This is a genomic window from Pantoea sp. RSPAM1 (genome assembly GCF_038816185.1).
Taxonomy (GTDB): domain Bacteria; phylum Pseudomonadota; class Gammaproteobacteria; order Enterobacterales; family Enterobacteriaceae; genus Pantoea; species Pantoea ananatis.
The window spans coordinates 1268443-1282095 of record NZ_CP046137.1 but is presented as its reverse complement, the minus strand read 5'-3'; the positions used below and the strand labels follow the sequence as shown (position 1 = coordinate 1282095).

The window sequence follows — 13653 nt, the reverse complement described above, 5'->3', positions numbered from 1 at the left end:
CTTTCAGGGGCAAAATGCGTCGCTAATCTCATGACGTCACAGGCCCGTCTGGCCCGCATGCTGTAATCCGAAACAAAAAAAACTGCCCTTTGCTCTTCCCGTCATCCGCAAACGGATTACTATAGGTTTTCACCCGATTCCTATAGCGAAGCCCTCTCCGTTGAAAATGCGCACTCCTTACGTCCTGGCTCTACTGGTTTCTTTGCTTCCCCTTAAAAGCATGGCGCAGGTTGCGCCCGATCCGTTGCTGGCATCCCAAATTGTTGACCGCTATGCAGAACATATCTTCTATGCCAGCGGTGCGACAGGCATGGCGCTGGTCGCAATAGATGGTAATCAGCGGGTTTTCGCCAGCTTTGGTGACACGCGGCCAGGGAACAATATTCGTCCCCAAAAAGATTCGTTAATTCGTATTGCCTCACTCAGCAAGCTGATGACCAGTGAAGTCATGGTGAAAATGGCCGAGCGCGGGGAGATTCGCCTTGACGATCCGCTCAGTAAATATGCACCGCCCGGAAAGCGGGTGCCCAGCTTTGATGGCCAGCCCATTCGGCTGATTAACCTGTCTACCCATACCAGCGGTCTGCCGCGAGAGCAGCCCGGCGGCAAACCCCATCGTCCGGTGTTTGTCTGGCCGACACAGAGTGAACGCTGGCGTTGGTTAAACACGGCCAGCCTGAAAGCCGCCCCCGGCACCAATGCGGCCTATTCCAATCTTGGTTACGACCTGCTGGGCGATGCGCTGTCGCGCGCGGCCGGTAAGCCCTATCCTGCCCTGCTGCAGCAGTTAATTACCCGTCCGCTGGGGATGAAAGACACCACCTTTACGCCGTCACCTGAGCAGTGCGCACGCCTGATGGTGGCGGAAAAAGGCGCCAGCCCCTGTAATAACACGCTGGCGGCCATCGGCAGTGGTGGCGTGTATTCGACGCCTGATGATATGGGGCGCTGGATGCAGCAGTTCCTCAACTCCTCGGTAAATCATCGCACGCCCCAGATCGACCGCCTGCAGACGCTGATCTACCGTCGCGACCAGTTGCATAAAGTTGACGGCATGGATGTGCCGGGCAAAGCCGACGCGCTGGGAATGGGGTGGGTTTATATGGGGCCAGCCAACGGTCGCCCTGGTATTATCCAGAAAACCGGCGGCGGCGGCGGCTTCATCACCTATATGGCGATGGTTCCCCAGCAAAACGTCGGGGTTTTTGTGGTCGTTACCCGCTCGCCTCTGACGCGCTTCACGCCGATGAGTGACGGCGTAAACAACCTGCTCGCTGAGCTGGTGGGCAATCAGAACGGCTCGCCGATGATGGTTCAGGCCATTCCCTAACCGCTCACCGCGGTTGGGGCTGACTGGCTCACCCAAAGCGTGGGCCAGTCGTCGCTGCTGTGCCAGGCATCGCAGGTTGATTCCTCGGCATACTCGGCTAGAACAAAATGCTCGCCGTCAAACTGCCAGCGGGTCGCGGTACCACAGTCGCCAAGTCCGCGTCCTTTGCCAAAGGTATAGAGCTGCCCGCTTGCGGCATCATAATCTGCATTAATCAGCTCCAGCTGGCGCTCTGATGCGCCCGGCGGGGTAAAAGGCAAGGTCAGCGTAAGCCCACGCGCCACATAGGGCGGCGCACGCGTGACTTCAAAAGCCAGATCGATCACGTTATAGGCGCCCATTTCACAGCTGACCAGCAGCAGCGCTTTTTTGTCTGTCAGCGGCGAGACGCTGACTTCGCGACGCAGAGGATCAAGGGAACAGGTATCCGCATTCACCCGCCACGTTCCGTAGTCGATCAGCCCGCTGGTCTCGTCACGCGTCAATGGCGCAGGCGCAGCCATCGCGGGCGGCAGTTGCGGTACGGCCGGTGCGGCCGGGATGCTGGTTCTTCCTCCGCGCCTGACCCAGGCACTCATGCTATTCACCCGGCCCTGCACATCGTCCATAAATAACAACGCGGCTTTCATACCGCGCAACGATATCTGCGGACCGGCATTGAACGTCAGCTGCAGGCTTTTCGCATCCATGGTCAGTTCAAGAAATTCGTTAATGGCGATAGGATTGCTGGTCGCAAGATGGTGTGGCTCAACCGTCCAGTGCTTGAAGTCAGGCCGCAGCCGACGTTGATCGACTAGCAGATTATCTTGCAGCGCCGGGCCGGGCAGCGCGCCGCTGTATGCGCTGCCGTAATCGATGCGCAGTAAAGGTTTGTCATCGGATCCCGCACTGCGGGAAAGCGTCATCACCAGGCCCTGGTCGCCAGGTATGCTGCGCGCAACGCAATGCGCCGCATTATTGCAGGTGAGTTGCCAGTCAGAAAACAGCTTCTGTACCGGATCAGCCTGAGCAGCGGCAACCATAAAAAAAGACAACGCAAACAGCGATTTCATCCCATACCACATTAAGAAAATCGAACCCCAACTTCTTTGAGTGGAAGATGATAGCGCAATAGCGCACGTCACGAGGGACGCATTCTGTGAAGTGCTCAGCAAGCGCAGCTAACCGACTAAAAAACATCCGCTTTACAACAAAAGAAAGGCAGCGATCTCTGCAGAATAGTCATCATGCTGTTTCACTTTGTTGCGCTCAATCGGATTCGTCGGACATTCCCGGCAGTCGAATCGGTCAAATACACATAAACGGTCAAAAACAGGCATGTTATAGTCGCCACAGGCACAGGCATAAAAACTTGTCAGCCCCATTTCTTACGGTTAAATAACCCTAATTTAGTGATATCAGTCACATCTTTAATATACCTATTACATATTTTTTCATAAAAAACCTAACAAATATCTTTTTACGTACGCTGTGAGAAGCGTGACCTGCGTAGCCACGCTCAGGCCACATTTTTGCCGCGTGCCTTCCAGTACTTTATAACCCTCGGAGGCCAGCATGTTGCCGATTGAACGCCAGCAGAGAATTATTGATGAATTAATGCGTAATGGACGCGTGATTGTCGCTGAACTGACCGCCTTGTGTCAGGTTTCACAGGAAACGATTCGTCGGGATTTAGCGCAACTGGAAAAGAAAGGCATACTTCAGCGAAGCCATGGCGGCGCTGTTCCGGTTAAACAATATAATGCAGCCATTCAGATAAATAACCGGGCCATTAATGAGTATGAATTATCTTTCCGGCAGCGAATTAATGAACATGTCGATGCCAAAATGACCATTGCTAAGCGGGCGCTGGGGTTTATCAGCCCAGGTGATTGTTTATTACTCGATAGTAGTACCACGTGTTTTTTTCTGGCCCGACAGTTACCGGATATTGAATTAACTGTATTAACGAATTCTTTACGTATTGTGCAGACCCTGGCGGCGCGCAGCAGTATTCGCACCATCTGCCTGGGTGGCGAATATTCCGATCGCTATGAAGATTTTCACGGCATCGTGACTGAACAACCGTTAAAAGAGTTTCAAATAAATAAAATCTTTTTTTCCTGTAGCAGCCTGGGCAACGACGGTTATTTACGCGAGGGGAATGAACATAATGCACATTTAAAACAACAACTCATTCTGGCAGCTGAACGTAAACATTTATTAATGGATAGCTCTAAGTTTCTTCGGCCCTCATTCGCGCGCGTTTGTCATTATCGCGATGTGGATTTTCTTATTACCGACCAGTTAAAAGATAAAGAGCTGGAACAGGAACTGGCGTGGAACGGGGTAAATATTATCGACTGTTCACAACGGCCTCACTCCGTGCAGCTTATTAATCAATAAATGGAGTCACTATGAAAAAACAGCTTATCGCCTGCTCCCTGATCGCGTTATTCGCATTCCAGGCTCAGGCAGCAGAAAAAATACGTATGGGCATCGTGGTGAAAATTGGCGGTATTCCATGGTTCAACGCGATGGAAGCCGGAATTAAAAGTGAAGCGGCGAAAAGCGGCATAGATGCATGGATGGTCGGACCCACCGCAGCCGATCCCGCCTTACAGGTACGCGCTATCGAGGATTTGATTGCGCAGAAAGTCGATATCATTGGCGTGGTTCCTAACGATCCTAAAGTCCTGGAGCCCGTCTTACAGCGGGCGCGCGATGCGGGCATCAAAGTGATTACCCATGAATCACCGGGTCAGAAATTCGCCAACTGGGACTTTGAGTTAGTGGATGCAGCCACGCACGGCATCAACCATATGAAAGCGCTGGCAGCCTGCATGCATGATGAAGGGCAATACGCCATGTACGTTGGCAGCCTGACGGTGCCGCTCCACCAGCAGTGGACCGACGCCGCGCTGGCGTATCAAAAACAGCATTATCCCAACATGCAGTTAGTCACCGACAAATTTGGCGTAGGTGAATCGCTGGATGATTCTATCCGCACCACTAACGAGCTGATGTCTAAATATCCAAATCTGAAAGGGATTTTAGCCTTTGGCTCACAGGGCCCTATCGGCGCAGGCCGGGCCGTAATGAACCGCAATAAGATTAACCAGGTGTGCGTCATCGGGGCCTTCAGTCCGGGCCAGGGCGCGCAGCTCGTCAATCGGGGCGCGATCAAAGGCGGCTATATCTGGAATCCCCATACAGCCGGTGAAGTGTTTGTCCGTCTTGCCGAGATGATGGAGAAAAACACACCCATTAAAGATGGCATGACCATTGAGGGATTAGGCAAGGTCCGGGTCGATGACACGACGCATACCATTCTGGGCAATAACACCGAAAGCCTGGATAAAGCTAACCTGCCGAAACTGATTAAGCTGGGGCTGTAGAGATGAGACCTGTCGCACCGCAGACGCTCGTAACGTTAGATGCGTTGTCGAAAACGTTTGGTGGTCATCGTGCGCTGAGCGATATTTCGCTGACGCTGCTGGCCGGAGAAGTGCACTGCCTTGCCGGTACCAATGGTTGTGGCAAAAGCACGCTCATCAAGGTGATTTCAGGCGTTCATGCGCCGGATGAGGGCAGCGAGATCCGTCTGGGCGAGGGGGAAATTTTGCCCCGCCTCTCAACCCAGCAGGCCAGAGACTTTGGTATACAGGTGATCTATCAGGATCTGTCTCTGTTCCCTAACCTGAGCGTGGCCGAAAACATTGCGTTTGAACACAACCTGCGTGGCCTGTTCGGCTGGCATCAGCGTAAAAGGCTGCATGCCAGTGCCCAACGTATCGTTGACGAGCTTCAGTTTGAACTCGATCTCAACGAGAAAGTGGCTCACCTCTCCATTGCTCAGCGGCAACAGGTCGCGATTTGCCGGGCACTGGTTGCCGATGCCAGACTGGTGATCATGGACGAACCCACCGCCTCGCTAACCCGAACAGAAGTGAATCAGCTGCTGCGCACGGTGCGCTATCTCAAACAGAAAAACATCTGTGTGGTGTTTGTCAGCCATCGACTGGATGAAGTACTGGAAATCTCCGATCGGGTGACGGTTATTCGCGATGGCCGCAGGGTTGGCAGCTGGCCAGCACAGGACATGACGCCGCACCGTCTGACGGAACTGATGACCGGACAGAAGCTGGAGTATCCGTTAAAAAACGCCACGCGCAGGCGCGATCGCGTGTTGCTCGAGGTCGAGCATCTCAGCCGGAGCGGGCAATATCACGACGTGAATTTTCGTTTATACGAAGGCGAGGTGCTGGGGCTCTGTGGCCTGCTGGGTTCGGGTCGTACCGAACTGGCTCTGTCGCTATTTGGTATGACCCAGCCCGACAGTGGCAAGATTTGGCTGGACACGAAACCGGTACGTTTCCGTAGCCATGAAGACGCCATCAAAGCCGGTATTGGCTATGTCTCAGAAGACCGTCTGACGCTGGGACTGGTTCAGCAACAGTCGGTGGCCGATAACATGGTGCTGCCGATTCTCGATAAGCTGCAAAACCGCTTTCACCTGATTGATGAATACCGTAAGAACAGGCTGATCCTGCAGTGGATTCAGCAGCTTGGCGTCCGGGTTGCCGATCCCGAGCAGGCAATTTCCACGCTTTCCGGCGGCAACCAGCAAAAGATTGTTTTAGCCAAGTGGGTACTCACTCAACCTCGCCTGTTAATTCTTGATTCGCCCACCGTCGGCGTCGATGTCGGCGCGAAGGCCAGCATTTACCAGTTGATCCACGAACTGGCACGAGAAGGCTTATCGATTATGTTGATTTCCGATGAAGTCCCGGAGGTCTGGCACAACTGCGACCGCATTTTGCATTTCCGCGAGGGGACGATCCATGCCGAATACCAGCCAGACCGGGTGCAAGAACAGCAACTGGCGGAGGTCATCAATGCCTGACTTATCCCGTTTACGTCCTCATTCCAGCCAGGGCTGGCTGACCTGGGTTTTACTGCTGTTTATTGGGGTGTTTTCGCTGTCCAGCGACCAGTTCCTCAGCGTACAAAACCTGCTGGATTTAGCCGAGAGCTATGCGGTCACCGGCATCTTCGCGCTTGGGCTCTTTGTGGTGCTGGTCACCGGCGGCATCGATATCTCCTTTGCTGCCGTGGCCTCGGTGGTGCAGTACTTCATCGCCACCCTGTTTGTGCACTATCAGTTTGATCACGCTCTGCTGAGTATTGGCCTGGCGGTGGTCTGCGGCACGCTGTTCGGCATGATCAACGCCTGGCTCATTACCTGGCTGCGGGTGGTCTCCATCATCATCACGATCAGCATGCAGTCGCTGCTGTTTGGGCTGCTGATGTGGTCAACCGGCGGACGCAGCCTCTATCAGTTGCCTGAATGGTGGATCACCCTTCGCAACGTGCTGCCGTTTGAGTGGCAGGGCCAGACGTTTCAGCTTGGCCTGCCCCTGCTCGTCCTGCTGGTCATCGCCACCCTGACGGCCGTGTTACTCAACAAAACGCATCTGGGCCGACAGCTTTATGCCGTGGGCGGTGATGCGGAGTCCGCGCGGCGAATCGGGATTCGCGTGGGTTTGATTCACCTCTTTGCCTACGGCTGGCTGGGCGCGATGGCGGCCATAGGCGGACTGGTGCAGGTTTATCGCATGGGTGAAGTGGTGCCAAACGCGTTGGTCGGCGGTGAACTGGATGTGCTGGCTGCCACCGTGCTGGGGGGTGCCAGCCTGATGGGCGGAAAAGGCACGGTCAGCGGCACCTTGATGGGGGTTTTCCTGATCGCCATTTTAAAGAACGGCCTCAACCTGATTGGCGTATCCAACTATTTCATGAACATCGTGGTCGGTGGCGTGATTATGGTCGCCATTGCCGTCACGCACTATAAAAAGCGCAAAGAGACTGACGTCAGCTTTGTCTGATGGGAGAAGCACACATGAAACCTTTATCTGCGTTGAAACCTGACGGTACCAATACCGGCCTGCTGCTGCTCATCGCGTTTACGCTGGCGCTGTTCAGCATCCTGCTGCCCGGCCGTTTTTTTACCGATGCCACCTTTATCAGCATGGCCTTTCAACTGCCTGAGCTGGGCTTGCTCACCCTGGCGATGTTTATTGCCATTCTGAGTGGCGGATTAAACCTGGCGATTATTACCACCGCCAACCTGACCAGCCTGTTCATCGCCTGGGTGCTACTCGGCATGTTACCAGACGGGGCGGGAACCGGTCAGCAGCTGGCCTGGCTGCTGCTGGCGGTGCTGGGTGCCATGTTGATTGCTGCACTGATTGGCCTGATCACCGGCGTGATGGTAACCCGCATCGGTGCCCATCCCATTCTGGTGACCCTGGCCACCATGATTACCCTCAACGGCATCGGCATCTGGCTGACAAAAGGCGCCGCGGTGAGCGGTATGCCGCCGGTGGTGCGCGCACTGGGCGCCGACACGCTGTTAGGCATCCCTCTGCCGCTGTGGGTCTTTTTCGTGGCCGCAGCGCTGCTGGCGGTGTTCCTCGGGAAAACCCGTGCAGGTAAGTGCATCTATATGGGCGGTAGCAACATTAATGCCACCTGGTTTAGCGGGATTAATACGCACCGCATGATCGTGCTGGTGTATGTAATTTCCAGCCTGCTGTGCGTGCTGGCGGGGCTGGTCATGATGGCGCGATTTAACTCTGCGCGTATGGGCTATGGCGATGCGTACCTGCTGCTGACCGTACTGGCCATTATTCTTGGCGGCACCGATCCCAACGGCGGTTTTGGCCGTGTGACCGGCGTCGTGCTGGCGCTGATCGCCCTGCAGATCCTCTCAACCGGCTTCAACCTGATGAATATCAGCCAGCACGTCAGCCTGGCGATGTGGGGCGCAGTGCTGATTGTGGTGCTGGCCGTGAAACAGGGTAAAGCCCGACTCAATGAACGCCGTGCCATGAAGCGCAGCAAGCGCCTGAGTGCGGTACTGAATCCTCTGACTGAGAAAAAGGAAGTATGATGCGAATTCAAATCTCCCCGTCATTGATGTGTATGAACCTGATGGAGATCAAGCAGCAGTTGGCTGTGCTGAACACCCGCGCTGACTTCCTGCATGTTGATATCATGGATGGTCACTACGTCAAAAATATCACGCTCTCACCGTTCTTTATTGAGCAAATTCGCCCGCACACGCCGGTGGCTATCGATGTGCATTTGATGGTTGAGCAGCCCACCGATTTTATTGAGGCCGTCGCCAACGCCGGAGCGGACTATATTTGCCCGCACGCAGAGACGATCAATCGGGATGCCTTCCGGGTGATCAACCTGATTCGCCGTTTGGGGAAAAAGCCGGGCGTGGTACTGAACCCCGCCACGCCGGTGTCCTTTATTCATCATTACCTGCATCTGCTGGATAAGATTACGGTGATGACAGTGGATCCCGGTTATGCCGGGCAACCCTTCATACCGGAAATGGTGGAGAAGATTCAGGCACTCAGTGCGTTAAAACGCGCCCACGGCCACCACTATTTGATTGAGATCGATGGCTCCTGTAATCAACGCACTTATCGCACCCTGCTGGAAGCCGGAGCGGAAGTGCTGATTGTCGGCACCTCGGGCCTGTTCAACCTGCATGACGATCTCTCCACCGCCTGGACAATGATGCGCGACAGTATTGATGCCGCCCAGGGACTGGCGCAGGAGTCTGCATGAAATCACGCTGGCTTGGCATTGATATTGGCGGCACCAGTACCCGTTTGCAGCTGATGGAAGAAGGCCGGAACTGGTGCGGCTTCCGTAAAGTGCCGACCGCCAGTTGGTCGCAACAGGCGGATGCGCTGGTCGCGCTTGGCGATCTGATTTGCGACACGCTGGAGGCGCAGCCGGTAAGCGGGGTGATGCTTGGCCTGCCGGGCATTCTCAGCCGTGACCGCCAGCAGGTGATCTCGCTGCCCTTTATTCAGGCGCTGGATCAACAACCCGTCGTGGCACGGCTTAGCGCGCGCCTGGGCGTACCGGTTGCCATGGATAAAGATGTAAACCACCTGATGCTGTGGGATCTGTTGCAGCTGGAGACGTTACCCAATCATGCCGTGGGGTTATATCCCGGCACCGGTCTGGGCAACAGCCTGTGGCTGGAAGGCCGCTTTTATCATGGTCATCATGGCGGCTCAGGCGAGCTGGGCCATATTCCGCTGGCGAACAACGACCTGCCCTGCCCGTGCGGCAACCGGGGCTGTGCCGAAACCCTGATATCCGGTCACTGGCTCAGCACCTGGGCGGCAGCACAACAGCCGGATACGGAGATTTCACAACTCTTTTCCCGACATGGCGATCATCCTGATCTGCGGGCGTTTGTGCAGCGGCTGGCACAGCTGATCGCCAGCGAAATGAACATTCTGGATCCCGAATACCTGATTCTGGGTGGTGGCGTACTGTCGATGGCGGATTTTCCCCTGACGCAGTTGCGCAGCGCCATCCAGCAACATCTGCGACCGCCCGTTACGCGCCAGGGTTTAAAAATCGTTTTCAGCCATGCAACCGATCACACGGGCTGTCGCGGTGCCTGTCTGGCCGCCGAGCGCTGTTTTGGAGGAGAAAAATGAAAGGCAAAGTGTGCGTGTTCGGTTCCTTCAACCTGGATATCGTGGCAGGCATGGCCCGCTTTCCGCTACCGGGTGAATCATTAATTGCCCAGCACAGCATGATGGGGCCCGGCGGCAAAGGCGCGAATCAGGCCACCGCCGCGCTTCGTGCGGGCGCCCGGGTGCACTACATCGGCAAAGTGGGCAACGACGACTTCGGCATCTTTGCCCGCCGGCATCTGGAAAAAACCGGCTTTGATGCCATTACGTTGTTCACCTGCAAAGAGAAACCTACCGGCAATGCGTTGATTTACGTGGCCGGTAATGACGCTGAGAATATGATTTCTGTCTATCCTGGGGCGAATCTCACTGTCAGCGCAGCGGAAGTGACGCGCTGCAGGCCGACCGTTGCTGCGGCGGATATTTTGCTGGTACAGCTGGAAAATAATCTGAGCGCGATTCAGCGCATGATCGATCATGCACGGGCGGCAAATACCTTTGTCATCCTTAATCCGGCCCCGTTTCAAAAAATCAGTGACGCGCTGCTGGCAAAGGTCGATCTGCTGACGCCCAACAGCACCGAAGCCATGCTGCTGACCGGGGTGAAGGTCACGGACCTCGCCAGCGCCCGGCAGGCCGCCCTTGTGCTGCACCGCAAAGGCGCACGTCAGGTCATTATTACCCTGGGTACGGCGGGCGCCTTACTGTCTGACGGGCAACAGCTGCTGCATATTCCGGTGTTTCCCGCCACGCCGCTTGATACAACTGGCGCGGGCGATGCCTTTAACGGTGCGCTGGCTGCCCGGCTGGCCGCCGGCGTTTCTCTGGAACAGGCCGCACTGTTCGCTGCGGCGTTTGCCTCCCTGTGCGTTGAACGGCAGGGAGCCGCTCATGCTATGCCCGCTTATGCCGATGCCCTGGCGCGCCTGCAGGCGCACCCGGAATGCGTGGCCGAAAGCGTGCTGGCCTGCGCGTAACCTTCAGGCAGAGGCGCCTTGGTGGCGCGTCTGCTCTGTACTCCATCAGAGCGTGAGCCAGCCTGCAATAAGCGCATGCTGCAATAACATAATGGTTTTGCCATCGCGGATGCGCCCCGTCTTCACCCACTTCATGGCCTCAGGAAACGTGATTTCCAGCACGTCAATGGCTTCATCCTCTACCCCGCCGCCCGCATTTTCCCGCAGCGCGTCGTGATATTCAGCCGCAAAGAAATGCACCAGCTCGGTCACGCCGCCCGGCGACATGTAAACCGAATAGAGTGTTTCCACCTCGCCCACCGCATAGCCGGTTTCTTCAATGGCCTCTTTGCGAATGCAGTCTTCAGGCGAGTCATCATCCAGCAAGCCTGCACAGGCTTCAATCAACATGCCGTCTTCATTACCGTTAACGTAGGTGGCAATGCGGAACTGACGCGTCAGTACCACACTGTTCTTGTCACGGTTATACAGCAGAATGGTGGCACCGTTGCCGCGGTCATAAACTTCACGCTTGTGACGAACGAGTTCGCCCCGGTTGTCGGTAATCTCATAAGTGATATTACGCAGGACAAACCAGTTCTCTGACAGCAGCTTATCTTTGATGATGTTGACCTTGAAGGACATGGACGCTCCACAGTGACAGGAAGGGAGCCTGAAATAATAGGACGTGTGTTAAAAGAAAACTATCTGAATTACAGCCCTTGCGCACGTCACAGTCCATTCTCACAGGCAAAAAAAATGCCAGCTCGCGGGCTGGCATTCAATGCGAAACGTCTCGGTTACGACGATTTTCCGTCGTGCTCGTGATGATCGTGTTCGGTCGCCGCGATGGCGTTCACACGCTTACGCACGCCAAACCAGCCCAGTACCAGAATCACCGCAATCAACGGAATGGAGGCGATAGTATAGGTGCCGTTTGGATAGTCGAACGCCATCAATACCAGCACGCTGAACAGGAACAGCAGCGTCAGCCATGAGGTAAAAGGCGCGCCTGGCAGCTTGAAGCTGACGTCGTCTGCCTTGCCTTCTTTAATCGCTTTACGCAGGCGTAGCTGGCAAAGCACGATAAAGCCCCAGGAAGAGATAATGCCGAGTGACGCCACGTTTAATACGATCTCAAACACCTGAGACGGCACATAGTAGTTAAGCACCACGCCGATGATATAGACGCCGACGGTCACCAGAATCCCGGCATAGGGCACCTGCTGGCTGCTCATTTTAGACATGAACTTCGGTGCGGAACCGCCCATCGACATTGAGCGCAGAATACGGCCGGTAGAGTAGAGACCGGAGTTCAGGCTGGATAACGCCGCACTCAGCACCACAATATTCATAATGCTGCCAATGTAAGGCACGCCCAGCTTAGAGAAGAAGGTCACAAACGGACTTTGCCCAGCCTGGTAGGCATTCCACGGCAACAACATCACTAACAGCACCACGGAACCGACATAGAACAAACCAATACGCCAGATAACGCTGTTGATCGCCTTGGGCAGCATGGTTTCCGGATCTTTACACTCGCCTGCTGCCGTACCGACCAGTTCAATCGAGGCGAAGGCAAATACGACGCCCTGCACCAGCACCAGCGCTGGCAACAGACCATGCGGGAACAAGCCGCCGTTATCCGTGATCAGGTGGAAACCGGTCGCATTGCCATCCAGCGGTTTACCGGTGCCGAGGAACACGACGCCGACAACCAGGAAAACGACAATCGCCAGCACTTTGACCAGCGCGAACCAAAACTCCATTTCGGCGAACCACTTTACGCCGATCATGTTCATGGTACCGACAATCGCCAGCGCCCCTAACGCAAATACCCACTGCGGCACATCACCAAACGCCCCCCAGTAATGCATATAAAGCGCAACGGCAGTGATATCCACAATCCCGGTCATGGCCCAGTTAACAAAGTACATCCAGCCCGCCACATAAGAGGCTTTCTCGCCCATGAACTCACGAGCATAGGAGACAAAGCTTCCGCTGCTGGGACGGTGTAAAACCAGTTCGCCCAGTGCACGCAGGATGAAGAATGAGAAGATACCGCAGACCAGATAGATGATGGCGAGGGCCGGACCTGCCGCCTGTAAACGGGCGCCTGCACCCAGAAACAGCCCCGTACCGATGGCTCCCCCGATGGCAATCATCTGCACGTGACGATTGCCCATGGCCTTCTTATAGCCGGAGTCGTGGGAATTGAGCCAGCGTCGTTTCGCAGCGCGCATGTCCGCTGCGGATTTTTTTGTAGATTTCATAGCCTTCCTGTTTGTCCTGACCATAAGTCATAGCGCATCCAAACGATTGCGTTCAGCACTGCGAAATGGGTTGTCTTCCTCTGTGCGGCCGCCTGTGAGTTTACGGAAAGCGGCGCGGGAATTTACGGCGATGAATCCTAACCGTTATGTAACATCGAAGCAAAAGATACCGAGGGGATAGGCAGGACGATTTGTAAAAAATTTTTCTGAGATCACAAAAAAACCGGCCATAGGCTGGCCGGTAAACACTACAGGGATGGAATGGAGAGGGTTTAGCGGTAAATTTCTGCGGTGCCGGTCCAGAGGCTGGAATCACCTGGTGTGTCCACACCGATGACCCGGAAGTGGCTGGCGCCTTCGGCTTTCGCCTGTTGTGAAAGCTGGCGGGTCACATCGTCAAGTGAACCATTGACGCTGGAAACAGAGACGCTGCCGATTTTTTGCAGATCCTGTGCCTCGCGTTGGTCCACCGCCGTGGCAGCCAGGGTAGAAAATGACGCAGTGGCCAACAGGGCGGCGGTAAGGTAAGCAGGTAATCGTTTCATAAATACTCCTGTACTCGCGTTGGTCGCTGTGGTTAAACACGTTATTGATTA

Annotated in this window: 13 protein-coding genes; 9 read left to right on the top strand and 4 right to left on the bottom strand. The window is 55.3% G+C overall.

What is annotated here, in order from left to right:
• Positions 1-166 precede the first annotated feature (166 nt).
• Entirely contained in the window at positions 167-1330 is a 1164-nt protein-coding gene (gene ampH / locus GKC68_RS06620) for a D-alanyl-D-alanine-carboxypeptidase/endopeptidase AmpH (RefSeq protein WP_014594262.1), read from the top strand.
• Here ampH and GKC68_RS06615 read toward each other — a convergent pair.
• Complete coding sequence (locus GKC68_RS06615; RefSeq protein WP_264214968.1) at positions 1327-2394, bottom strand: DUF1176 domain-containing protein; 1068 nt, start codon at positions 2392-2394, stop codon at positions 1327-1329. The genes ampH and GKC68_RS06615 overlap by 4 nt on opposite strands.
• 490 nt (positions 2395-2884) lie before the next feature.
• Here GKC68_RS06615 and GKC68_RS06610 point away from each other — a divergent pair, with 490 nt between their 5' ends.
• The 8 genes from GKC68_RS06610 to GKC68_RS06575 are packed head-to-tail and all read left to right on the top strand — an operon-like array spanning position 2885 to position 10805.
• Complete coding sequence (locus GKC68_RS06610; RefSeq protein WP_110983541.1) at positions 2885-3715, top strand: DeoR/GlpR family DNA-binding transcription regulator; 831 nt, start codon at positions 2885-2887, stop codon at positions 3713-3715.
• Between the two features lie 11 nt (positions 3716-3726).
• Positions 3727-4707, top strand: a complete 981-nt coding sequence (locus tag GKC68_RS06605) for a substrate-binding domain-containing protein (RefSeq protein ID WP_028725122.1) — start codon at positions 3727-3729, stop codon at positions 4705-4707.
• 2 nt (positions 4708-4709) lie between these two features.
• Positions 4710-6215 carry a sugar ABC transporter ATP-binding protein gene (locus GKC68_RS06600; RefSeq protein ID WP_047715347.1) on the top strand — a complete coding sequence of 502 codons (1506 nt, stop codon included), beginning with the start codon at positions 4710-4712 and terminating at the stop codon, positions 6213-6215.
• The gene (locus GKC68_RS06595; protein ID WP_110145328.1) at positions 6208-7197 is read left to right on the top strand and encodes an ABC transporter permease; all 990 of its coding nucleotides are present in this window, start codon (positions 6208-6210) and stop codon (positions 7195-7197) included. Before GKC68_RS06600 ends, GKC68_RS06595 begins: the two co-directional genes overlap by 8 nt.
• 14 nt (positions 7198-7211) lie before the next feature.
• Positions 7212-8264: an ABC transporter permease gene (locus GKC68_RS06590; RefSeq protein ID WP_089528072.1), complete on the top strand. Its 1053-nt coding sequence runs from the start codon at positions 7212-7214 to the stop codon at positions 8262-8264.
• Positions 8264-8956, top strand: a complete 693-nt coding sequence (gene alsE / locus GKC68_RS06585) for a D-allulose 6-phosphate 3-epimerase (RefSeq protein WP_028725126.1) — start codon at positions 8264-8266, stop codon at positions 8954-8956. Before GKC68_RS06590 ends, alsE begins: the two co-directional genes overlap by 1 nt.
• Positions 8953-9849 carry an allose kinase gene (gene alsK, locus GKC68_RS06580; RefSeq protein WP_028725127.1) on the top strand — a complete coding sequence of 299 codons (897 nt, stop codon included), beginning with the start codon at positions 8953-8955 and terminating at the stop codon, positions 9847-9849. Before alsE ends, alsK begins: the two co-directional genes overlap by 4 nt.
• Positions 9846-10805 (top strand): ribokinase, encoded by a 960-nt coding sequence (locus tag GKC68_RS06575; RefSeq protein WP_015699767.1) that lies wholly within the window; start codon positions 9846-9848, stop codon positions 10803-10805. Before alsK ends, GKC68_RS06575 begins: the two co-directional genes overlap by 4 nt.
• A 45-nt stretch (positions 10806-10850) precedes the next feature.
• Here the strand turns inward: GKC68_RS06575 and nudK are convergent, their stop codons facing one another.
• The 3 genes from nudK to GKC68_RS06560 all read right to left on the bottom strand — a co-directional run bounded on the left by nudK (position 10851) and on the right by GKC68_RS06560 (position 13602).
• A complete protein-coding gene (gene nudK / locus GKC68_RS06570) occupies positions 10851-11429 on the bottom strand; it encodes a GDP-mannose pyrophosphatase NudK (RefSeq protein ID WP_028725128.1) in 579 nt (192 codons plus the stop codon).
• A gap of 155 nt (positions 11430-11584) precedes the next feature.
• On the bottom strand, positions 11585-13057 hold the full coding sequence (gene ansP / locus GKC68_RS06565) for an L-asparagine permease (RefSeq protein WP_028725129.1): 1473 nt from the start codon (positions 13055-13057) through the stop codon (positions 11585-11587).
• Positions 13058-13329: 272 nt separating this feature from the next.
• Positions 13330-13602 (bottom strand): DUF1471 domain-containing protein, encoded by a 273-nt coding sequence (locus GKC68_RS06560; RefSeq protein ID WP_028725130.1) that lies wholly within the window; start codon positions 13600-13602, stop codon positions 13330-13332.
• Positions 13603-13653: the final 51 nt, after the last annotated feature.

Coding starts and splice junctions, on each gene's coding strand:
- GKC68_RS06560 (WP_028725130.1), bottom strand. CDS start 13,602: ATGAAACGATTACCTGCTTACCTTACCGCCGCCCTGTTGGCCACTGCG.
- GKC68_RS06600 (WP_047715347.1), top strand. CDS start 4,710: ATGAGACCTGTCGCACCGCAGACGCTCGTAACGTTAGATGCGTTGTCG.
- alsE (WP_028725126.1), top strand. CDS start 8,264: ATGCGAATTCAAATCTCCCCGTCATTGATGTGTATGAACCTGATGGAG.
- GKC68_RS06610 (WP_110983541.1), top strand. CDS start 2,885: ATGTTGCCGATTGAACGCCAGCAGAGAATTATTGATGAATTAATGCGT.
- GKC68_RS06615 (WP_264214968.1), bottom strand. CDS start 2,394: ATGTGGTATGGGATGAAATCGCTGTTTGCGTTGTCTTTTTTTATGGTT.
- nudK (WP_028725128.1), bottom strand. CDS start 11,429: ATGTCCTTCAAGGTCAACATCATCAAAGATAAGCTGCTGTCAGAGAAC.
- GKC68_RS06575 (WP_015699767.1), top strand. CDS start 9,846: ATGAAAGGCAAAGTGTGCGTGTTCGGTTCCTTCAACCTGGATATCGTG.
- ansP (WP_028725129.1), bottom strand. CDS start 13,057: ATGAAATCTACAAAAAAATCCGCAGCGGACATGCGCGCTGCGAAACGA.
- GKC68_RS06595 (WP_110145328.1), top strand. CDS start 6,208: ATGCCTGACTTATCCCGTTTACGTCCTCATTCCAGCCAGGGCTGGCTG.
- GKC68_RS06605 (WP_028725122.1), top strand. CDS start 3,727: ATGAAAAAACAGCTTATCGCCTGCTCCCTGATCGCGTTATTCGCATTC.
- alsK (WP_028725127.1), top strand. CDS start 8,953: ATGAAATCACGCTGGCTTGGCATTGATATTGGCGGCACCAGTACCCGT.
- ampH (WP_014594262.1), top strand. CDS start 167: ATGCGCACTCCTTACGTCCTGGCTCTACTGGTTTCTTTGCTTCCCCTT.
- GKC68_RS06590 (WP_089528072.1), top strand. CDS start 7,212: ATGAAACCTTTATCTGCGTTGAAACCTGACGGTACCAATACCGGCCTG.